Genomic DNA, 19,178 nt, shown 5'->3' on the forward strand with positions numbered 1-19,178 from the left:
ATGCAAACATCCTTCACGCCGCAGCAGCTGGCCGATCCGCATGTGGCGGAATCCGAAAAAATCCTGCGCAAATGTGTGCATTGCGGTTTCTGCACTGCCACCTGTCCCACCTATGTGACACTCGGCAACGAGCTGGACAGCCCGCGCGGCCGTATTTACCTCATCAAGGACATGCTGGAAAACAGCCGCCCGGCCGACCGTGAGGTCGTCACCCATATCGACCGCTGTCTTTCCTGTCTTGCCTGCACCACCACCTGTCCCTCCGGCGTGGATTACATGCATCTTGTCGATCATGCCCGCGCCCACATCGAACAGACGTACAAGCGGCCTTTCATGGATCGGCTGATCCGCAATCTTCTGGTCGCGGTTCTGCCGCATCCCGCCCGTTTCCGGCTGGCGCTGCATCTGGCAAGGCTGGCGCGGCCTTTCGCGGGCCTGCTTGCAAAGGCTCCGGCGCTGAAGCCGCTGCAATCCATGCTCGCTCTCGCCCCCACTGCCGTGCCTCCTGCCTCCGCCTCCAGCCGTCCGGGAGAAAGACCGGCCGAGGGCGAAAAGCGCGGGCGCGTCGCCATCCTCACCGGCTGCGCCCAGCCGGTGCTCGACCCCGGTATCAACGAGGCAACGTTGCGGCTTCTTGCGCGGCTCGGCATCGAGGTTGTGGTGCCGAAAGGCGAGGGCTGCTGCGGCTCGCTGGTGCATCATATGGGCCGGGAGGAAGAGGCGCTCGCTCAGGCAAGGCGCAATGTCGATGTCTGGACCCGGGAGATGGAAAGTGGCGGCCTTGACGCCATCATCATCACCGCGTCGGGCTGCGGCACCACCATCAAGGATTACGGCCACATGCTGCGGCTTGATCCGGCCTATGCCGAAAAAGCTGCGCGGGTTTCGGCGCTGGCGAAGGACATCACCGAATATCTCGCCGGTCTCGATCTGCCGCAAAGGCAGAGCCAGGGGCTGACGGTTGCCTATCATTCCGCCTGCTCGATGCAGCACGGCCAGAAGATAACGCTCGCACCGAAGCAGCTGCTGAAGGCGGCGGGTTTCATAGTGCGTGATCCGGCGGAGGGGCATCTCTGCTGCGGCTCGGCCGGAACCTACAACATCCTGCAGCCGGAGATTTCCAGCAAGCTGAAGGCCCGCAAGGTGAAAAACATCGAGGCCACACGGGCGGATGTCATCGCCACCGGCAATATCGGCTGCATCACGCAGATCGGGACCGGTACTGACATGCCGATCCTGCATACGGTGGAGCTGCTGGACTGGGCTTATGGCGGGCCGAAACCGGCGAGGCTTTCGGTTTAGCGCGATGCGCCCATGAGGTGCGACAGAGCGTCAATGCACGACGCAAACATTGGACGCGGTGTATCTTCACTCTCCTCATCCCCGTGCTTTTCACAGGGGGGCCAGCCAGCCCAAGTCCATGGGCTTAAAGGTCTCCCCCCGCCGCGCAGACGCGCGTCGGCTGGTTTCCTGTGACAGGCACGGGAATGAGAGAAGAGAGCTAGAACTTATACGCCACGCCGAAATTCACCGCATTGGTAATGATATCGGTCTTCAACGAGCCGCCATTGTCGATATCGACGTCGACGAAGGAATAAGTGCCCTTATATTCCACGAAGGTCGACCAGTTGTCGGTGATGCGGTAGCTGAGGCCGGCCTGCGCCTGCAGGGTTGCGCCGCCGAACTGGTATTCGAAGGTCTTGCCCGAGGGACGATATACTTCCACATGCGGCACGTTGATGCCGACGCCGGCGCCGACGTAAGGGGTGATCGGCAAGGATTCCAGCGGAAAGCGATAGAGCGCGTTCAGCGTCAAAAGGTTCAGGCCGTCGGTGAATTCGAAGTGCGACCAGCCGGAACGGGCAAGCGTCTGATCGTCAGCATAGACCTTGTCATGGGTGAAATCGAGCGAAATACCGAAATTCCGGAGCTGGCCCTCATCGAACCAGTAGGTGCCGCGCACGCCCCAATAGGGCGGGTTGGAAAAGGACTTTCCTTCCCATCCGGCCCGGAAATCCGGCCCGTCGGAAACCTTCACGTCGCTGTGCGGCGCGCTTTGCCAGCCGCCATAACCGGAAATTTCAAATTCGCCCGCGATCGCGGCAGAGAAGGAAACGCCGCTGAAGAGCAGGGCGCAAACAAATGAAGTATGGCGCGGCATGAAGTGAATCCAGATTGATATCAGTAATTCACCAAAGCGTTTTTTGATAACATTTGAATGACAGAAACGAAAAACGGGCGGTCGATTGACCACCCGTTTTAAGGCCGTTCCGTCATCCCCTGAGAGAGGTCCGGCGCCTGGCGTCCCCCGCCAAGTCTCAATTCCATTGAAGTGAGCCGGATTGTACCGCTGCAAGGCGGCAATTCAAGCGGATACGCCGCCATTCCGGCCCTTGAGCGGCCGGAATGGCGGAACCGTTGCCATCATATCACTATGACCCTGGTTCCCACATTCACGCGCTCGTAAAGATCGGTGACATCCTCGTTGCGCATGCGGATGCAGCCGGAGGAATTGTTGCTGCCGATCGTCCAGGGCTGGTTGGTGCCGTGGATTCGGTAAAGCGTCGAGCCGAGATACATGGCGCGCGCGCCCATCGGGTTGGCCGGGCCGCCTTCCATGAAGGCCGGCAGGTAATGTCCCTTGGCCGCCTCGCGGGTGATCATTTCCTTCGGCGGGGTCCAGCTCGGCCATTCCGCCTTGCGGGTCACCTTGTGGGTTCCGGCCCATTCGAAACCGGGCTTGCCGACGCCGACGCCGTAACGCCGGGCCTTGCCATCGGCGAGCACGAGATAGAGGAAGCGGTTCGGCGTATCGATGACGATGGTGCCGGGCTTCTCAGCGGTGTCATAGTTCACGATCTGCGGCAGGAATTGCGGCGCGATCTGGGTGCGCACCGGCGCGTTGGGGCGTACGGCGGCATTCTGCACCCGCGCCGGGCGCTGCGATGTGACGCCGGAGCTGGGTCGCTGCGGCATGGCGGCCGCCTGGCGTTGCTGGAACAGCGGCTGGCGTGCGGCAGGCGCGCGCGGATAGACCACGGGCCGGACATTGCCGCGGCCACCGAGCTGGGTTACCCAGGGGGCTGACAGGTCCGGGCTGACGACGACGGGCGGACGCTCGCGATAACGTTCATTGGCCATGGCGGCCGGGGCGGCAAAGGTGGAAACGAGGCTCAGCGCCAGAAAAACGGACTTCATCGGCATCGGGTGGACTCTCTCTGCGGGATGTCGCAACTATGGATTTGCGGGACTGTTCGCCCGCTTTGCCGGACACGTTCGCACCTTGACGCCAGCGAATCGTAAATGGCTGTTCATTAAAAAGCGCTTGATTAGGGAAAGCTGGATTTAAGGTTAGCGCCCGGTTTTGAAACGTGGTGAATGAGTGGTAAGCGCGCAGGTTCACACCACTTGCGGGCGGCAGCGAAAGGGATTGTCGGCACAATGAGCGAAGCGGGACTTGAAACGGGCGCGGATGGCCTTGTGCGGTGTTTCTGGCAGCAGGGGCTGGAAGATTACAGCCGTTATCACGACGAGGAATGGGGTTATCCCGTCACCGATGATCGCCGCCTGTTCGAGAAGATCTGCCTGGAAGGTTTTCAGTCCGGCCTTTCCTGGCTGACGGTTCTGCGCAAGCGCGAGGCTTTCCGTCTTGCCTTCGCCAATTTCGAATTCGAAAAGGTGGCTGAGTTCGGCGAGACCGATATTGAGCGCTGCCTTGCCGACAAGGGCATCATCCGCCATCGCGGCAAGATCGTTTCGACCATCAACAATGCCCGCCGCGCCGTGGCGCTGCGCGATGAATTCGGTTCGCTCGCGCGTTATTTCTGGGGTTTCGAACCCGCCGCCGCAGAAAGGCCGCAAAGGCTCGACTATGCGACGTTAAGGGCCAATCCCACCAGCGCCGCCTCCACGCGTCTTTCCAAGGATCTGAAGAAGCGGGGCTGGACTTTCGTCGGCCCGACGACCGTCTATGCATTCATGCAGGCCATGGGTATGGTCAACGATCATATCGAAGGCTGTCATTGCCGCCAGCCGATAGAGGTCATGCGGCGGGAGTTTGTACGTCCATGAAGGTAACCTCCCTTCTCCTGGCTCTCACCATGGCCGCGGCCGCCGTGCCGCATTCCTCCTTCGCCGAAGAAGGCCGCAATGTAGACGGCATCTGGCTCGATGACGGCGAGAGGCTGAAGGAAGTGACGCTGCCGCCAGCCGGCCCGCTGAAGCTTGACGGCTGGACGCGGCGCGGGCGCGGCGATGTCTATCGCCTGAAAGTGAAGGCCGGGCAGACGGTGAAGATCGAGCTTGCCGCCTCCAGCGAATTCGTCCTGATGGCGGTCTTCGATTTTTCGACACCGGATGAGGACGCGATCTTCTTCAGCGATTCCGAAGGCAAGGTCGCAACGCTGACGCCGAAGGCGGATACGGAATGGCTGATCCGCCCGACGCTTATTCTGGGATCGCCGCGCCGTGGGCTGGGCGCGCACTACACCTTGACGGTCAGCACCGGAAAATAACGGCCCGCCTTTTGCTCAGGCCGCCTGGGTCAGCACAATCAGGCCGAAACTCAGAACACAAAGCAGCACGAGCGACAGGCTGGCGGCGATGATGACCTTGCCGCCGGCATGACGCAGGCTGCGGATATCGACCGAAAGGCCCAAAGCCGCCATCGACATGATGGTGAGGATGTTGGAGAGCGAGGCGACGGGGCCGATCAGAGCCTCGGGAATGAGTCCGAAGGACCGGGCCATGATCATCAGCACGAAGCCGATGATGAACCACGGAACCATCTGCTGCAGCTTCAGGCGTCCCTTGCCGGAGCGACCGTGGATGACGGAGAGGGCAGCGATCACAGGCCCCAGCATCAAAACGCGGATAAGCTTGACGATGGTGCCGGTCTGCACGGCAATCGCGCCGAGCGGGGCGGTGGCCGCCAGAACCTGCGGCACCGCATAGACCGTCAGGCCGGCGAAAATACCGTATTGGGTGGCATCGAGACCGAGGAGCTGCGGCAGGAACGGCATCAGCAGAACGGCGGCGACGCCGAGAACAGCGGTAAAGGCGATCGAGGCCGCAACATCTTCCGGCTTGGCGCCAATGGCGGGGGCTGCGGCGGCAATGGCGGAATTGCCGCAGATGGAGTTGCCGCAGGCAATCAGCGTTGCGAGCTTGGGCGGCAGGCCGAGCATTCGCCCGGCGGCATAGCTCACAACCAGCGAGAGCGCGACAATCAGCGCAATGCCGCCGATCAGCAAACCGCCTGCGCCTTTGAGAATGGAAAGGCTGAGGGATGCGCCAAGAAGCGCCACCGCGATTTCGAGCAGCGTCTTGGCGCTGAACTTTATGCCGGCCGAAGCGACGGCAGGCAGAGACACCAGCGAACGCAGCAGCGTTCCGATCAGAATGGCGAGCACGAGATCGCCAAGCCATGCGTGGCCCGCCAACCGCACCTGAAAGCGCTCCGCCAGAATGGCGGCGCAGCTGACCGCCGCGCAGATGAGAATCCCCGGCAGAAGCGGGGTTAGCCAGCGAAGCGAAAACTGAAAGGGATGAGCGAGGGTGCGATGTTGTGCCATGGCCAGACAATGCCGCAGCCGCCTGTTTTATTCTATCAAATAATATGGCATATATTATTCGATAAAATCGAATGAATGATCATGACCTTTGAACAACTTCGCATCTTCATCGCCGTTGCCGAACGCGAGCACCTCACAAGGGCCGCAGAAGCCATCGGTTTGACCGCCTCCGCCGTCAGCTCCGCCATCAAGAATCTCGAAGCATTTTATAATGTCGAGCTGTTCCATCGCGTCGGCCGCAACATTGAATTGACCGAAAGCGGTCGGGTTTTTCTGGGTGAAGCCAAGGCGACGCTGGCGCGTGTGCGCAATGCGGAATTGATTCTCTCCGAAATGGGTGGGCTGACACGCGGCGAAATCACCGTCTGCGCCAGCCAGACCATTGCAAGCTACTGGCTACCGCCGATCCTGATGCAGTTCAAGAAGCTTTATCCCGGCGTGACCGTGCGGCTCGATATCGGCAATACCAAGACGGTGACGCAGGCGGTGCTTGATGGTCTGGCGGAGGTCGGTTTCATTGAAGGCAGGATTGATGAGCCCGCACTAATGGTACAGCCCGTCGTGTCCGACAAGCTGCTGGTCGTCACCGGTTCCGCCCACCCCTTCGCCGATGGCCGTTACCTTACCGCGCTCGATATGCTCTATGGAACTTCCTGGGTGTTGCGCGAGCAGGGCTCCGGCACCCGCTCCGCCTTCGAGGCGGCCGTACGGCAGATGGGGGTGGACCCCGCTGAACTGTCCGTCATGCTGGAACTGCCGTCCAATGAGGCGGTGGTGATGGCGGCACGCTCCGGCGGCGCGGCTACGGCGGTCTCGGCCTCGGTGGCATCCCTGTTCCTGCGGCAAGGGTTGCTCGTCCGCGCCGGCATCGATCTGCCTGCCCGCAACTTCGCTTTGCTGCGCCACAAGGAACGTCACACCAGCCGGGCCGCGATGGAACTGGAACGCCTCAGCCGGGCGGCGTCGGAGGATTACAAGGCCGGCCTTGCGGGATTGTAGCAGAGTGGCGAGTGGCACCGTTGGCATGGGAAGGCCGCCGCCTTCTTCTTCTCCCCGCGGGGGAGAAGTCCGCGGCAGCGGGATGAGGCGGCGACGGTCGAAATATTCGGAGAGCTTGCCCCTCATCCGACCCTTCGGGCCACCTTCTCCCCGGCGGGGAGAAGAAAAGGGGAGCGCCGCAACCGGCGTTCCGCCTTCGTCGGCATCAATCATTTGCCCTTCGACTTCAACCAGGCCTTCATCATGGCGATTTCGCCTTCCTGCGCCTTGATGACCTCTTCGGCCAGCTTGCGGATTTCCGGGTCCTTGCCGTATTCCAGCTGGACCTTGGCCATATCGATTGCGCCCTGATGGTGCGGGATCATGCCGCGCACGAAATCGACATCGGCATCACCGCTATAATCGATGGCCATATCGCCATGCATTTTCTTGCTGGCTTCCATGAAGGCCTTGGTGGAAGCGCTGTCGCTCATGGTGCCTTTTGACATGTCATGTCCGGCATGGCCGCCCGCATCATCCTGTGCAAAAACGGGCATGGCGAGAGAGGCTGCGAAAGCGACGGCGAGCGTCATGGTCTTGATAGACATGGATTATCCTTCCTGTGTCTGACGGATTTTTCGATGGTGGTCTGAAAAAATCTGCGGTCAGGCGCGGGGAGGCGGCAGCGGCGGGGCGAAAGCCTTGCCGTCGAAGGCAATGCCGCGTTGCGGCTTCGGATAGGCAAACGTCATGCGTCCGCTATCGGCGAAGATGGTTCGTGGAACCACGATCAGGCAGGCGGCGCAGGAACCGGGATGGGCGGCATTGTCACCATGCGGACAGCAACCGCCCGTTTTCGCTTTATGGGCCGCATTCTCCGCGTGTTTTTGAGAGCCGTGGTCCCGATCATCTGCATGATGCGAATGGGCATCGTCGTGTTTCATCGGCGATTGTGAGGAAGCCGCCATGCCCGTCGGCATGCTCATCGCCATCTGCGCCGGCATTGCGCCGTAAAGCAGGCAGGCAAGGAACATCAATGTGCGGACCACCTGGGACATGGTGTGAATTTACCGCTGGAATTATGGAATAAGCATGACGATCAGGTCAGTTCACGCGCGATGACGTGATGCACGATGCGGTAATCCCTGCTTTCCTCGCCAAACGGGGCAAGCGGCCATTCCCATGCGGCGGCGGGGGCAGGAGGAACGATGCCATGCAGCAGGTCTTCGTGCTGGTGCAGGTTGCCGTCTTTGCCGATGACGTCGAAGGAGGTGTCGGTTATCAGGCAGGCCTTGCAGGGCAGGCCAGCCAGCGCTTCCAGATGGGTGTGAATGAGCTTCGGCAGAAGATCGTCCGGGGCATCTGCGATCTTTTCCCGCTCCAGCCGGTGGCGTGCGCCGGTGCCGATCTGTGACAAGAGATTGGCCGATATCACGAGATCGAGATAGGGCACCCGCCGCAGGAAATCGAGCGGTTCCGCCTGCCGGCCGGCGAGAACATCGTCAAAACCGGAAAGATCGCGGTTGGCGATGCGGACATTCTTTTTGGCATTGAGGCGCAGCTTCGCCTGCACGCTGGCGAGATGCACCAGATCGACCAGAACGACCGTATCGAACATCGCCACCAGCGCATCATAGGGCACATCGCGCAACAGGCCCGAGCCCAGCACGACCGCCGTTCGCCGCTGCTTCAGCTTTCTGGCCGATTGCAGCACGAATTGCCGGCTGTTGTTTTCATGCTCCGCCCAGGCTTTGGCGCAGCGGTTGGCGCGCGCCCAGAGGTTGACGGAATAGCGTATATGCGGCCGGAATTCTTTCGGCGTGACCGCGCGTGTGGCGGCATATTGCAGGGCTTCGAGGATCATGAATGCCTATCGGTAAATTTCACGGCGATGGCCGATTTCGACCACCAGCACGACGAGCTTGTGATCCTGTATATCGCAGATGATGCGGTAATCGCCCACCCGGTAGCGCCAGAAATTTCCGAGTTCGGAGCCTTGCAGGGCGGCGCCGGTCCTTCGAGGGTTGCCATCTCTGGCAATGCGGTCCGTCAGAAAAGAAACGATGCGATTGGCATCGCTTTTCGTCAAAGCGCCCAGTTGCTTGACGGCAGCGCGCTGAAACTCAATTTTCCAGATCAAGATCACGCATCACTTCTTCCAGAGTATAGGTGCGTTCTTTATTGGCGATGCGCTGCCGCGTCGCTTCCTCCGCAAGATAGAGATCTTCCATATCCTCGATATGTTTCTCGATCGCCTCGCGGATGTAATAGGCGGATGTGCGGCCGGTGCGCTCGGACAGCGCTTTCAGCCGCTCATAGGTCTCATCAGGCAGGCGTATGGCCGTTTGTTTGCTCATGGGTCGCGTCCTTCTCGATCCGGATTGGGATACATGTATCCCATATAGCACCGCTTGGCTGCAACGGCCAGCAAAACCGGAGCCTTTGCGGCTTGCCGCACCGGGCTTCATCCTCTAATACACCGGCTTGATTTCAGGAAAATATCGGATCGGCATCATGAGCGAAAAAGCAAAAAAGCCTCAGAAACTGAAAGCCCGCCTGCCGCGCGGCTTCGTGGATCGAACGGCTGCCGATATTCATGCCGTGAATGAGATGATCGAGAAGATCCGTAAGGTCTATGAGCTCTACGGCTTCGATCCGGTGGAAACCCCGCTGTTCGAATATACCGATGCGCTCGGCAAATTCCTGCCCGATAGCGACCGTCCGAACGAAGGCGTGTTTTCGCTGCAGGATGACGACGATCAGTGGATGAGCCTGCGCTACGATCTGACCGCGCCGCTCGCCCGTCATGTCGCGGAAAACTTCAACGAAATCCAGCTGCCATACCGCACCTATCGCGCTGGCTACGTGTTCCGCAATGAAAAGCCCGGCCCCGGCCGCTTCCGGCAGTTCATGCAGTTCGATGCCGATACGGTGGGCGCCGCCGGCGTGCAGGCCGATGCCGAAATGTGCATGATGATGGCCGATACGCTGGAAGCGCTCGGCATCAAGCGCGGCGATTACGTCATTCGCGTCAACAACCGCAAGGTGCTTGATGGCGTCATGGAAGCCATCGGCCTCGGCGGCGAGGAAAATGCCGGCCGTCGTCTGAACGTGCTGCGCGCCATAGACAAGCTCGACAAGTTCGGCCCTGAAGGCGTGAAGCTGTTGCTCGGTCCCGGTCGCAAGGACGAGTCCGGTGATTTCACCAAGGGCGCGGGCCTTGGCGAGGAGCAGATTGAAAAGGTCCTGTTTTTCGTCGGTATCAAGGACTATGCGGCAAGCGCCGATGATCTCGCAAAACTGGTTGCGGGCACGTCGAAAGGCGCGGAAGGCGTTGATGAACTGAACATCATCGGCGCTCTGGTCTCCGGTGCCGGTTACGATGCGACGCGCATCAAGATCGACCCCTCCGTCGTTCGCGGCCTCGAATATTATACCGGCCCGGTCTATGAGGCCGAGCTGTCCTTCGATGTCACCAATGAAAAGGGCGAAAAGGTCGTGTTCGGCTCTGTTGGCGGCGGCGGCCGTTATGATGGTCTCGTTTCGCGCTTCATGGGTCAGCCGGTGCCGGCGACGGGTTTCTCCATCGGCGTTTCGCGCCTGATGACCGCGTTGAAGAACCTCGGCAAGCTCGGTCAGGTCAAGCCGCTCGCTCCCGTTCTCATCACCGTCATGGATGGCGATGTGGAGAGCATGGGCCGTTACCAGCGCTTCACGCAGGCGCTGCGCGCCGAAGGCATCCGCGCTGAAATGTATCAGGGCAACTGGAAGAAATTCGGCAACCAGCTGAAATATGCCGACCGTCTCGGCTCCCCCATCGCCATCATCCAGGGCGGTGACGAGCGCGCCGAAGGCGTGGTCCAGATCAAGGATCTGATCGAAGGCAAGCGCCTTTCCGGTGAGATCGAGGACAATGCCAGCTGGCGCGAGGCGCGTGTGGCGCAGGTCAGCGTGCCGGAGGCCGAGCTGGTGGCGAAGGTCCGCGAGATTCTGGAGCATCAGGCAGAGGACGTTCGCCGCGCCGCCGAAGGGCGCTGAAGCCATGGCGATCCTTGCGCTCGACCATGTTCAACTGGCGATGCCGGCGGGCCGCGAAGATGAGGCGCGTGCCTTTTATGGCGGCCTGCTCGGCTTTGCGGAGGAGATCAAGCCCGCCAATCTGGCCGCGCGCGGCGGGTGCTGGTTCAGCCGGGGTTCGATAAAACTGCATCTCGGCGTCGAGCAGGATTTCCGCCCGGCGCGCAAAGCCCATCCGGCCTTTCTGGTCGATGATATGGCAACCTTGCGAAAAACACTTGAAACAGCAGGCCGCCATGTGGTTGAGGATGAGCCGCTCGAAGGGTATCACCGGTTTTATGTCCATGATCCCTTCGGAAACCGCATCGAGATGATGCAGCCGCTCGAACCGTGACGAAAAGTACCGTTCCATGCCCCTGATCGACATGCCGGAATTTTCCGGAGAGCTATTGGAAGAATTCGCCGCGCGCCGCACCAGCCGCGTGAACACGCCCGTCATCCAGCCCGCCGAACCGTTTCTGGACATGGCGGGTGAGGATTTGCGCCGCCGTATCTTCATGACGGAGAGCGAGACGGGGACGAGCCTTTGCCTTCGCCCCGAATTTACCATCCCGGTTTGCCTGCGCCATATCGAAACGGCGACCGGCACGCCGAAGCGTTATTCCTATCTGGGCGAAGTCTTCCGTCAGCGCCGCGAAGGTGCCAACGAGTTTTATCAGGCCGGCATCGAGGATCTCGGCGATACCGATATCGCCGCTGCCGACGCCCGCGCCGTCATCGATGCGACCGGTATTTTGCAGCGCCTGCTGCCGGGCCGGGCGCTTGCCGTCACGCTGGGCGATCAGCAGGTGTTCGAGGCGGTGGTTGCCGCCCTTGGCCTGCCGCTTGGCTGGCAGAAGCGGCTGGTGCAGGCCTTCGGCGATATGGCGCAGCTCGACGCGCTGCTGGAAAGCCTCGTGCATCCCAAGCCGATGACCGGCCTCGACGCTCGGGTCGCCGGCCTTTTGGCGACGGGCGACGAGGCGGTGCTGGTCGATTATCTCGATACGGTGATGCAGGAAACTGGCTATTCCACCAATGCCAGCCGCTCGCCGCAGGAAATCGCCCGCCGTCTGCGGGAGAAGCTGGCGCTCGCGGCCACGCGGCTGCCGGACGAAAGCTTTGCGCTGCTCAAGCAGTTCCTGGCCCTGAAGGCACCCCTGCCGCAGGCCTCGCAGGTCCTTGCCGATTTTGCCGCAAAGGCGAAGCTGAAACTGGATGGTGCGCTTTCCGCTTTCGACAAACGTGTCGCAGCCCTTGCCAACGCCGGTGTCGATCTTGAAACCGTCACCTATGGCGCGGCTTTCGGTCGTCCGCTTGATTATTATACCGGCCTTGTTTTCGAGGTGGTGGAAGCGGGCGGAGACAGCGTTCTTGCCGGCGGCGGCCGTTTCGACCGGCTGCTGACCCTGCTCGGCGCACAGGAAAAAATACCGGCTGTGGGCTTTTCGCTCTGGCTGGATCGCATCGAAACGGTGCGTGGGAGCAAGCCATGATCACCATCGCATTGCCCTCCAAGGGCCGGATGAAGGAAGACGCCTCCGCCGTTCTGGAACGCGCCGGGCTGAAAGTCGCGGCTGTCGGCAACGACCGTTCCTATCGCGGCCGCATCGAAGGGCGGGACGATATCGAGATCGCATATCTGTCGGCCTCCGAGATCGCCCGTGAGATCGGCGCGGGCACGGTGGATTTCGGCGTGACGGGAGAGGACCTGGTGCGCGAGGGGCTGACCAATGCCGATGCGCAGGTGGAATTCTGCGCCCGCCTCGGTTTCGGCCATGCCGACGTTGTGGTCGCCGTGCCGGAAATCTGGCTGGATGTGGACAGCATGGCCGATCTCGGCGATGTCGCTTCGGAATTCCGCGCCCGTCATGGCCGCAGGCTCGCCATCGCCACCAAATATTGGCGACTGACGCAGCAGTTCTTTTCGCGCCAGCACGGCATCCAGCTTTACCGTATCGTCGAAAGCCTTGGCGCGACCGAAGGTGCGCCGGCGGCGGGGCAGGCGGATATCATCGTCGATATCACCTCAACGGGTTCGACGCTGAAAGCCAACCATCTGAAAATCCTCTCCGACGGCATCATCGTCCGCTCGGAAGCCTGCTTTGTCCGCGCCCGCAAGCCGGAGCACGAGGGTGATGCGAGGGTTGAGGAGATCGCCTCGCGCATAAGGGCGGCGGTCTGACGACGTAAGAACAAAAAAGCCGCCGGATCGCTCCGGCGGCTTTTTTGTTGGTCGATCTGTCTGGCTCAGGCGTGGGCCACAGCCGCGCCGCGCTTTGCGTCGACGGAGTAGGCGCCAGCGCCGAAGGCGGCAAGCAGGATGTAAGCGCCTGCAAGGGTGATGTTCTTCACCATCATGATGCCGTTCAGCGTGTTGATCCAGCCAAGAGCCGGCTCAGGCCAGCCGGGAACAGCAACGGTGCCGCTGTGGAACACCAGACCGGTGAAGACGCAGAAGACGGCAAGCGCCCAGGCGGCGATCCTGGTCTGGAAACCGGCGAGAATGGCAAGACCGGCAACGAGTTCGAACAGGCCTGCGACATAGGCAAGCGCGGTCGCGGCGGGCAGGCCGGCGCCGGTGATCATGCCGGCCGTGCCAGCCGGATCGACGAGCTTGCTGAAGCCCGAAGTGATGAAGATGAAGGAAAGCAGAATGCGGGCGATAAGAACGAGAACGTTCTGGCTGCTGGACATGGATATCTCCGGTAATTGATCGGCGTGTTGCCGGTTAAGCTGCAGGGCAATGTCTGGAGACATCAATGTCGGAAAATCACTCATCCATAAAGATGAACAACAGAAGACAAATTGTCTTCATTTTGTGAACGATGGATAGCGTCGCTGTGAAGGGCCTCAGGCGGCGAAGCGAATATCCTCAAGGCGCGGAAACAGGAAAAGCCCCGATATGCGTCCCTGCTGGCCGTCTTCGAAGCCGGAAGATTCACCCATGCAGATGACCGGCTGCCGCATTGCCGGCAAAATGGAGAGGCCGGTTGAAAAACAGAAACGTGAGGGCGCGGTTGAGACCTGCTCGAAAAGTTCCAGCACGCGGGCGTGGTCAGCGCGGTCGTAACAGCGGACAAGGCTCAGCAAACCGCACTCACCCGGCGGCAGGCCGTGCATGAATGATGCGTGTTCGCCGAGCCGGATGACGCCGCTCGAAAGATCGCTGCTCCACTCCTCCGAAATGAAGAAATGCGACATGGTCCGGGGATCGGGCGCGGTCGTCACCGCCGTTGGCAGTGCATCGTTGCGTCTTGATATTTCAAACAAATCGCGCCCCCGCATGAACACGTGCCAGCGCCGCCATTTCTAGCGCCGCTGCCAGGTTGAACCTTTACCGCCACCCGCAGTCGAACGTGTTTGCCAAGCATCGAAACCCCTTCAATGCTCGCCGCCCAGTCGCGAAACCCTTACGGGGGCTGACTTATAGTTTATTTTCCCCTACCTACAACAACCAGCCAGTGAGAAAATCAAAAATATGATGTATTTCTTCTTCAAAATCGCGAGACTTGCGAAAAAGCACAACTAGATAGCGCACTTATAAGCCGGTCCGAGTGAAAATCAGGCCCGTATGGGGTAGTGATTCGCTCTTGAATGTGCTCCATTATTGCATAGGGCTGCAAAAAATAGCCGGATAAAATCACGCCTGTTCCAAAACGGGACAATACACGAACCTTTCCGCTTTCGGCCTTCAGAATTATGCAACTTGTTGATTTCATGAGGCATCTCTCGCGAGAGCGCCGACGTCATCGTCGAGCCTGTCCCACTGCCGTCCGATCTAAATTCCGGACGGCCGGCAGCCTTTTTAAAGACAGTAGTGGAGGGTCAACCTCCCCTCGACGTCATCCTCGGCCCTGTGCCGAGGATCTAATCACGTCGAATAAAATCAATCGGTCGCAGATCCTCGGGACAGGCCCGAGGACGATGTCGGCGTGATTGGCTTTGGCAACGGCATACCCGAAAATAATAGAACCAATGACACATGACTTCTTCGAGAAATTTAAACCGGACAGCAGTGGCCTATCCCAAGGATGAGGCCGATAAGATGTGCCGCCTTCCGTCAATTGCGCAGGGACGGCAAAGAAAAAGGGCGGTCCGAAGACCGCCCTTTCTTATTCCAGTGACAGGACTGATTAGAAGTCCATGCCGCCCATGCCGCCGCCGGGCATCTGCGGCATTGCCGATTCCTTCTTCGGAAGTTCGGCGATCATGGCTTCGGTGGTGATCAGCAGCGAAGCAACCGAAGCTGCGTTCTGCAGAGCCGTGCGAACAACCTTGACCGGGTCGACGATGCCGAGCTGGATCAGGTCGCCATATTCGCCGGTCTGGGCGTTGTAGCCGTAGTTGTCTTCGTTCTTGTCGAGGATCTTGCCGACAACGATGGAAGCTTCGTCACCAGCGTTTTCTGCGATCTGGCGAACCAGGGCCTGCAGAGCCTTACGCACGATGTTGATGCCAGCTTCCTGGTCGTCGTTTGCACCCTTGGCGGTGATCTTCGTGGAGGAACGCAGCAGGGCAACGCCGCCGCCCGGTACGATACCTTCCTGAACAGCAGCGCGCGTCGCGTTGAGAGCGTCGTCGATGCGGTCCTTCTTTTCCTTCACTTCAACTTCCGTCGAACCGCCAACGCGGATAACGGCAACGCCGCCAGCGAGCTTGGCAAGACGTTCCTGCAGCTTTTCGCGGTCGTAGTCGGAAGTGGTTTCTTCGATCTGCGCCTTGATCTGGGCAACACGGCCTTCGATGTCGGACTTCTGGCCAGCACCATCAACGATCGTGGTGTTTTCCTTGGAGATCGAAACCTTCTTCGACTTGCCGAGCATGTCGAGGGTAACGCTTTCGAGCTTGATGCCGAGATCTTCGGAAATGACGGTACCACCGGTCAGGATGGCGATGTCTTCCAGCATGGCCTTGCGGCGGTCGCCGAAGCCAGGAGCCTTGACGGCAGCGATCTTGAGGCCGCCACGCAGCTTGTTGACGACGAGCGTTGCAAGGGCCTCGCCTTCGACGTCTTCAGCGATGATGACGAGCGGCTTGCCGGTCTGAACGACAGCTTCGAGAACAGGCAGCATGGCCTGGAGGTTCGAAAGCTTCTTTTCGTGCAGAAGGATGTAAGCGTCTTCGAGGTCCGCAACCATCTTTTCCGGGTTGGTCACGAAGTAGGGCGACAGGTAGCCGCGGTCGAACTGCATGCCTTCGACGACTTCGAGTTCGGTTTCAGCGGTCTTGGCTTCTTCAACGGTGATGACGCCTTCGTTGCCGACGCGCTGCATTGCTTCAGCAATGTCGAGACCGATCTGACGTTCGCCGTTTGCAGAGATCGTGCCGACCTGCGCAACTTCTTCCGAAGTGTTGATCTTCTTGGCCTTGGCCTGAAGGTCCTTGACGACTTCAGCAACGGCCAGATCGATGCCGCGCTTCAGGTCCATCGGGTTCATGCCGGCAGCAACTGCCTTTGCACCTTCGCGAACGATGGCCTGGGCCAGAACCGTTGCGGTGGTGGTGCCGTCACCGGCGATGTCGTTGGTCTTGGAGGCAACTTCGCGAACGAGCTGTGCGCCCATGTTCTCGAACTTGTCTTCCAGTTCGATTTCCTTGGCGACGGAAACGCCGTCCTTGGTGATGCGCGGAGCGCCGAAGGACTTGTCGATAACGACGTTACGACCCTTCGGGCCGAGGGTGACCTTCACTGCATCAGCGAGAATGTCGACGCCCTTGAGCATCTTTTCGCGCGCTGTGCGGCCGAATTTGACTTCTTTGGCTGCCATTTTCAAAACTCCTGGTTTCGAACGGCCGGACCGGGTCCGGCTTGAAATTTACGGAAACGATGGGTCCGGCGAAATCAGCCGATGATACCCATGATGTCGGCTTCCTTCATGATCAGAAGGTCTTCGCCGTCGAGCTTGACTTCAGTGCCCGACCACTTGCCGAACAGGACGCGATCGCCAACCTTGACGTCGAGAGCGACGACCTTGCCGGCCTCGTCACGTGCGCCGGAACCGACGGCGACGATTTCGCCTTCCTGCGGCTTTTCCTTGGCGGTATCGGGAATGATGATGCCGCCCTTGGTCTTTGCTTCGGATTCAACGCGACGAACGACGACGCGATCATGAAGCGGGCGGAAATTGGTGCTTGTCATTGCCTAATCCCTCGATCAAATGACTGCGCGAGCTTTTGGAACTCGCCTGATGGGTGTTAGCACTCTCCTTAATCGAGTGCCAGCGGAACCGAGATAAGGAGGGCTTCTGCTGGAGTCAAGAACGCCCTGTCTGAAAAATTTCATGGCTTATGGTTATCAGCGTTCCATGACAGAAATTTCCCATGCGCGGATGCGCGCCACGACGATATTCTTTTCGCGCGATGCGCGTCGCATCCATCTACGGGACATTTGTGTTCATGCTGCGTCAGGCGGGGCCGAAGACCGGTCACGCACCGCTTTTTTCCTTGCCATCGGCGTCCCGCTTTGCGATGTGACGCTCACCCCCTTCTCGCATCCGGAAAGCATCTCATGGCCCATCGCATTCTCACTCTCGGCGAAATCACTGATGGGTTCGACGTTATTCTCTCGGATGTCTGGGGCGTGCTGCACAATGGGGTGAGCGCCTTTCCGGATGCGGCGGTTGCGCTGCGGGAAGCGCGCAAGGCTGGCAAGACGGTGGTGCTCATCACCAATTCGCCGCGTCCCGCCCCCGGGGTCATCGCACAGCTTCGTGTTCTCGGCGTGCCCGATGAGGCCTATGACCGTATCATCACCTCGGGCGACGTTACCCGTGGCCTGATCGCGGAAGGCCCGAAAAAAGTCTTCCTGCTCGGCCCGGAGCGGGACATGCCGCTGCTGGAAGGTCTCGATGTCGAATGTGTCGGCGAGGCGGAAACGGAATCCGTGGTCTGCACCGGCTTTTTCGATGACGAGACGGAAACGCCCGAGGACTATACCGAAATGCTCAAGGGCTTCATTGCCCGCAATGCGCCGATGATCTGCGCCAACCCCGATCTGGTGGTGGAACGCGGCGAGCGTATCATTCCCTGCGCCGGCGCCATGGCCGCCTATTACGAACAGCTCGGCGGTGAAGTCCGCATCGCCGGCAAACCGCATGCGCCGATCTACGAAGCCTGCCTTGCGGCTGCGAAAGAAGTGCGCGGCGCCTTCGCCAAGGATCGCGTGCTCGCCATCGGCGACGGCATGCCGACGGATGTAAAGGGCGCGATTGCGAGCGGTCTCAACCTTCTTTATATCAGCGGCGGCATTCACGCCGCCGAATATACGCTGAACGGCCAGACGGACGAGGCGCTTCTCAACGCCTATCTCAAGGGGCAGGGTGCTGCTCCCGGCTGGTGGATGCCCCGTCTCGCCTGAGGATATCTCGCCTGAGGAATAGCTGGCGCAGGAATGGATCGATTGCCATGACCGTCTTTCACCGCAATGAAAAAAAGGAGCCGCTGCCGGAAGCTCTTCGTGGCGGCGTCATCGCCATCGGCAATTTCGACGGCGTGCATCGCGGCCACCGGGCTGTGCTGGATCGTGCTCTGGAACTGGCGGAAGCGCGTGGCGTTCCCGCGCTGGTGCTGACCTTCGAGCCGCATCCCCGTTCCGTCTTCCGTCCCGACACGCCGGTCTTTCGCCTCACGCCCGCGCCTTTGAAGGCGCGCATCCTTGAGGCCATCGGTTTCCGCTCGGTCATCGAATATCCCTTCGACCGGGAATTTTCGCAGCGCTCGGCGGAGGAATTCGTCCAATCCATCCTGGTCGACTGGCTTCATGCCAGCGCCGTCGTCACCGGCTTCGATTTCCATTTCGGCAAGGGCCGCGAAGGCGGCCCCGCATTCCTGATGGCGGCCGGTAAACGCCATGGTTTTGACGTGACGCTGGTGGATGCGTTTCGCGACGAGGGTGCGGATGTCGTCTCCTCCAGCCGTATCCGCTCGCTTCTGTGCGAGGGTGATGTGGCGGGCGCCGCCGGCCTGCTCGGATACCGCTTCACGGTGGAAAGCGAGGTCATCGGCGGCCAGAAGCTGGGGCGCACGCTGGGTTACCCGACAGCCAACATGGCGCTCGCCCCGGAAACGGAACTGAAGGCCGGCATTTATGCCGTGCGCTTCCGCCGCCCAGATGGTTCTATCCACGATAGCGTGGCGAGCTTCGGTTATCGCCCGACCGTCACCGAAAACGGCGCGGCGCTGCTCGAAACATTCGTCTTCGATTTTTCCGGCGATCTCTACGGTGAGGTCTGTTCGGTTTCCTTCTTCGGGCACCTGCGCGATGAACTGAAATTCGATGGTCTCGATCCGCTCGTCGCCCAGATCAGGCGCGATGAAGAAGAGGCGAGAGCGATGTTATCGGGCGTGCGCCCGCTCAGCGCGTTGGATGCGAAGATTGCGTTTTGATCTGATGAGACCTGTCAGCCCATATTCCGGGCTATATCGCCGTCGCTTTTCTCTTCCTTTTTGCCGGAAAACCGCATAAACAACCGGCCATGTCCCAATACCGGTTGAAGTTTACAGTTCAGATTGGCCGAATTATTGGCCCGGCCTTCCGCCCGCTCTGACGAGCCGGAAGGTCCGGGATTT

The 19,178-nt window shown here is 60.3% G+C and carries 22 protein-coding genes; 10 read left to right on the plus strand and 12 right to left on the minus strand.

The annotated features are described in order from the left end of the window. Positions 1 to 1,302, plus strand: coding sequence for a glycolate oxidase subunit GlcF (gene glcF / locus WDZ78_RS10535; protein WP_020010516.1), 1,302 nt, complete (start codon positions 1 to 3; stop codon positions 1,300 to 1,302). Positions 1,303 to 1,501: 199 nt separating this feature from the next. Here the strand turns inward: glcF and WDZ78_RS10540 are convergent, their stop codons facing one another. Both WDZ78_RS10540 and WDZ78_RS10545 read right to left on the minus strand, forming a co-directional pair. Next, complete coding sequence (locus WDZ78_RS10540; RefSeq protein ID WP_020010517.1) at positions 1,502 to 2,161, minus strand: outer membrane beta-barrel protein; 660 nt, start codon at positions 2,159 to 2,161, stop codon at positions 1,502 to 1,504. Positions 2,162 to 2,424: 263 nt separating this feature from the next. After that, positions 2,425 to 3,204, minus strand: coding sequence for a L,D-transpeptidase (locus WDZ78_RS10545; RefSeq protein ID WP_020010518.1), 780 nt, complete (start codon positions 3,202 to 3,204; stop codon positions 2,425 to 2,427). Positions 3,205 to 3,441: 237 nt separating this feature from the next. On the opposite strand from WDZ78_RS10545, the gene WDZ78_RS10550 reads away from it, so the two are divergent. Then, a complete protein-coding gene (locus tag WDZ78_RS10550) occupies positions 3,442 to 4,071 on the plus strand; it encodes a DNA-3-methyladenine glycosylase I (protein WP_425672987.1) in 630 nt (209 codons plus the stop codon). Then, positions 4,068 to 4,514: a hypothetical protein gene (locus WDZ78_RS10555; protein ID WP_425672988.1), complete on the plus strand. Its 447-nt coding sequence runs from the start codon at positions 4,068 to 4,070 to the stop codon at positions 4,512 to 4,514. The genes WDZ78_RS10550 and WDZ78_RS10555 overlap by 4 nt, the downstream gene beginning before the upstream one ends. A 15-nt stretch (positions 4,515 to 4,529) precedes the next feature. Here the strand turns inward: WDZ78_RS10555 and WDZ78_RS10560 are convergent, their stop codons facing one another. Next, complete coding sequence (locus WDZ78_RS10560; RefSeq protein ID WP_020010521.1) at positions 4,530 to 5,573, minus strand: YeiH family protein; 1,044 nt, start codon at positions 5,571 to 5,573, stop codon at positions 4,530 to 4,532. 81 nt (positions 5,574 to 5,654) lie between these two features. On the opposite strand from WDZ78_RS10560, the gene WDZ78_RS10565 reads away from it, so the two are divergent. After that, positions 5,655 to 6,572, plus strand: coding sequence for a LysR substrate-binding domain-containing protein (locus tag WDZ78_RS10565; protein WP_026363679.1), 918 nt, complete (start codon positions 5,655 to 5,657; stop codon positions 6,570 to 6,572). Positions 6,573 to 6,781: 209 nt separating this feature from the next. Here WDZ78_RS10565 and copM read toward each other — a convergent pair whose 3' ends face one another. The 5 genes from copM to relB are packed head-to-tail and all read right to left on the minus strand — an operon-like array spanning position 6,782 to position 8,908. After that, entirely contained in the window at positions 6,782 to 7,159 is a 378-nt protein-coding gene (gene copM, locus WDZ78_RS10570) for a CopM family metallochaperone (RefSeq protein ID WP_425672989.1), read from the minus strand. A 57-nt stretch (positions 7,160 to 7,216) separates the two neighbouring features. Continuing rightward, positions 7,217 to 7,609 carry a hypothetical protein gene (locus WDZ78_RS10575; protein WP_425672990.1) on the minus strand — a complete coding sequence of 131 codons (393 nt, stop codon included), beginning with the start codon at positions 7,607 to 7,609 and terminating at the stop codon, positions 7,217 to 7,219. A gap of 41 nt (positions 7,610 to 7,650) precedes the next feature. Further along, complete coding sequence (locus tag WDZ78_RS10580; protein WP_020010525.1) at positions 7,651 to 8,415, minus strand: hypothetical protein; 765 nt, start codon at positions 8,413 to 8,415, stop codon at positions 7,651 to 7,653. A 6-nt stretch (positions 8,416 to 8,421) separates the two neighbouring features. After that, positions 8,422 to 8,691 (minus strand): type II toxin-antitoxin system RelE family toxin, encoded by a 270-nt coding sequence (locus WDZ78_RS10585; protein WP_003503189.1) that lies wholly within the window; start codon positions 8,689 to 8,691, stop codon positions 8,422 to 8,424. After that, positions 8,675 to 8,908: a type II toxin-antitoxin system RelB family antitoxin gene (gene relB / locus WDZ78_RS10590; RefSeq protein ID WP_003503188.1), complete on the minus strand. Its 234-nt coding sequence runs from the start codon at positions 8,906 to 8,908 to the stop codon at positions 8,675 to 8,677. The genes WDZ78_RS10585 and relB overlap by 17 nt, the downstream gene beginning before the upstream one ends. Before the next feature lie 157 nt (positions 8,909 to 9,065). On the opposite strand from relB, the gene hisS reads away from it, so the two are divergent. Genes hisS through hisG form a run of 4 tightly spaced genes read left to right on the plus strand, consistent with a single transcriptional unit; the run spans position 9,066 to position 12,792 of the window. Then, the gene (gene hisS / locus WDZ78_RS10595) at positions 9,066 to 10,589 is read left to right on the plus strand and encodes a histidine--tRNA ligase (RefSeq protein WP_026363680.1); all 1,524 of its coding nucleotides are present in this window, start codon (positions 9,066 to 9,068) and stop codon (positions 10,587 to 10,589) included. 4 nt (positions 10,590 to 10,593) lie between these two features. Beyond that, positions 10,594 to 10,962 carry a VOC family protein gene (locus tag WDZ78_RS10600; RefSeq protein ID WP_020010527.1) on the plus strand — a complete coding sequence of 123 codons (369 nt, stop codon included), beginning with the start codon at positions 10,594 to 10,596 and terminating at the stop codon, positions 10,960 to 10,962. Positions 10,963 to 10,978: 16 nt separating this feature from the next. Beyond that, positions 10,979 to 12,103, plus strand: coding sequence for an ATP phosphoribosyltransferase regulatory subunit (locus tag WDZ78_RS10605; RefSeq protein ID WP_425672992.1), 1,125 nt, complete (start codon positions 10,979 to 10,981; stop codon positions 12,101 to 12,103). Continuing rightward, the gene (gene hisG / locus WDZ78_RS10610; protein ID WP_020010529.1) at positions 12,100 to 12,792 is read left to right on the plus strand and encodes an ATP phosphoribosyltransferase; all 693 of its coding nucleotides are present in this window, start codon (positions 12,100 to 12,102) and stop codon (positions 12,790 to 12,792) included. The genes WDZ78_RS10605 and hisG overlap by 4 nt, the downstream gene beginning before the upstream one ends. A 65-nt stretch (positions 12,793 to 12,857) precedes the next feature. On the opposite strand, the gene WDZ78_RS10615 is transcribed toward hisG, so the two are convergent. From WDZ78_RS10615 to groES, 4 genes are all read right to left on the minus strand, one after another. Continuing rightward, complete coding sequence (locus tag WDZ78_RS10615) at positions 12,858 to 13,304, minus strand: DoxX family protein (protein WP_111792425.1); 447 nt, start codon at positions 13,302 to 13,304, stop codon at positions 12,858 to 12,860. A gap of 156 nt (positions 13,305 to 13,460) precedes the next feature. Next, on the minus strand, positions 13,461 to 13,895 hold the full coding sequence (locus WDZ78_RS10620) for a hypothetical protein (RefSeq protein ID WP_020010531.1): 435 nt from the start codon (positions 13,893 to 13,895) through the stop codon (positions 13,461 to 13,463). A gap of 848 nt (positions 13,896 to 14,743) precedes the next feature. Continuing rightward, positions 14,744 to 16,378 (minus strand): chaperonin GroEL, encoded by a 1,635-nt coding sequence (gene groL / locus WDZ78_RS10625; protein WP_020010532.1) that lies wholly within the window; start codon positions 16,376 to 16,378, stop codon positions 14,744 to 14,746. A gap of 74 nt (positions 16,379 to 16,452) precedes the next feature. Next, a complete protein-coding gene (gene groES / locus WDZ78_RS10630) occupies positions 16,453 to 16,749 on the minus strand; it encodes a co-chaperone GroES (protein WP_003494080.1) in 297 nt (98 codons plus the stop codon). A gap of 369 nt (positions 16,750 to 17,118) precedes the next feature. Here groES and WDZ78_RS10635 point away from each other — a divergent pair, with 369 nt between their 5' ends. Both WDZ78_RS10635 and WDZ78_RS10640 read left to right on the plus strand, forming a co-directional pair. Next, entirely contained in the window at positions 17,119 to 17,967 is an 849-nt protein-coding gene (locus WDZ78_RS10635; protein ID WP_425672993.1) for a TIGR01459 family HAD-type hydrolase, read from the plus strand. Between the two features lie 47 nt (positions 17,968 to 18,014). After that, positions 18,015 to 18,995: a bifunctional riboflavin kinase/FAD synthetase gene (locus tag WDZ78_RS10640; protein ID WP_425672994.1), complete on the plus strand. Its 981-nt coding sequence runs from the start codon at positions 18,015 to 18,017 to the stop codon at positions 18,993 to 18,995. The last annotated feature ends 183 nt before the right edge of the window (positions 18,996 to 19,178 follow it).

This window comes from Agrobacterium sp. M50-1, from assembly GCF_049843495.1.
In the GTDB taxonomy this organism is placed as follows: domain Bacteria; phylum Pseudomonadota; class Alphaproteobacteria; order Rhizobiales; family Rhizobiaceae; genus Agrobacterium; species Agrobacterium radiobacter.

Bases quoted from the DNA above. Each gene is read 5' to 3' on its own strand.
- WDZ78_RS10600 (WP_020010527.1), top strand. From the start codon at position 10,594: ATGGCGATCCTTGCGCTCGACCATGTTCAACTGGCGATGCCGGCGGGC.
- WDZ78_RS10560 (WP_020010521.1), bottom strand. From the start codon at position 5,573: ATGGCACAACATCGCACCCTCGCTCATCCCTTTCAGTTTTCGCTTCGC.
- relB (WP_003503188.1), bottom strand. From the start codon at position 8,908: ATGAGCAAACAAACGGCCATACGCCTGCCTGATGAGACCTATGAGCGG.
- WDZ78_RS10620 (WP_020010531.1), bottom strand. From the start codon at position 13,895: ATGCGGGGGCGCGATTTGTTTGAAATATCAAGACGCAACGATGCACTG.
- WDZ78_RS10545 (WP_020010518.1), bottom strand. From the start codon at position 3,204: ATGCCGATGAAGTCCGTTTTTCTGGCGCTGAGCCTCGTTTCCACCTTT.
- hisS (WP_026363680.1), top strand. From the start codon at position 9,066: ATGAGCGAAAAAGCAAAAAAGCCTCAGAAACTGAAAGCCCGCCTGCCG.
- groL (WP_020010532.1), bottom strand. From the start codon at position 16,378: ATGGCAGCCAAAGAAGTCAAATTCGGCCGCACAGCGCGCGAAAAGATG.
- WDZ78_RS10555 (WP_425672988.1), top strand. From the start codon at position 4,068: ATGAAGGTAACCTCCCTTCTCCTGGCTCTCACCATGGCCGCGGCCGCC.
- WDZ78_RS10635 (WP_425672993.1), top strand. From the start codon at position 17,119: ATGGCCCATCGCATTCTCACTCTCGGCGAAATCACTGATGGGTTCGAC.
- WDZ78_RS10565 (WP_026363679.1), top strand. From the start codon at position 5,655: ATGACCTTTGAACAACTTCGCATCTTCATCGCCGTTGCCGAACGCGAG.
- groES (WP_003494080.1), bottom strand. From the start codon at position 16,749: ATGACAAGCACCAATTTCCGCCCGCTTCATGATCGCGTCGTCGTTCGT.
- WDZ78_RS10605 (WP_425672992.1), top strand. From the start codon at position 10,979: ATGCCCCTGATCGACATGCCGGAATTTTCCGGAGAGCTATTGGAAGAA.
- WDZ78_RS10540 (WP_020010517.1), bottom strand. From the start codon at position 2,161: ATGCCGCGCCATACTTCATTTGTTTGCGCCCTGCTCTTCAGCGGCGTT.
- hisG (WP_020010529.1), top strand. From the start codon at position 12,100: ATGATCACCATCGCATTGCCCTCCAAGGGCCGGATGAAGGAAGACGCC.
- WDZ78_RS10550 (WP_425672987.1), top strand. From the start codon at position 3,442: ATGAGCGAAGCGGGACTTGAAACGGGCGCGGATGGCCTTGTGCGGTGT.
- WDZ78_RS10575 (WP_425672990.1), bottom strand. From the start codon at position 7,609: ATGTCCCAGGTGGTCCGCACATTGATGTTCCTTGCCTGCCTGCTTTAC.
- WDZ78_RS10580 (WP_020010525.1), bottom strand. From the start codon at position 8,415: ATGATCCTCGAAGCCCTGCAATATGCCGCCACACGCGCGGTCACGCCG.
- glcF (WP_020010516.1), top strand. From the start codon at position 1: ATGCAAACATCCTTCACGCCGCAGCAGCTGGCCGATCCGCATGTGGCG.
- WDZ78_RS10640 (WP_425672994.1), top strand. From the start codon at position 18,015: ATGACCGTCTTTCACCGCAATGAAAAAAAGGAGCCGCTGCCGGAAGCT.
- copM (WP_425672989.1), bottom strand. From the start codon at position 7,159: ATGTCTATCAAGACCATGACGCTCGCCGTCGCTTTCGCAGCCTCTCTC.
- WDZ78_RS10615 (WP_111792425.1), bottom strand. From the start codon at position 13,304: ATGTCCAGCAGCCAGAACGTTCTCGTTCTTATCGCCCGCATTCTGCTT.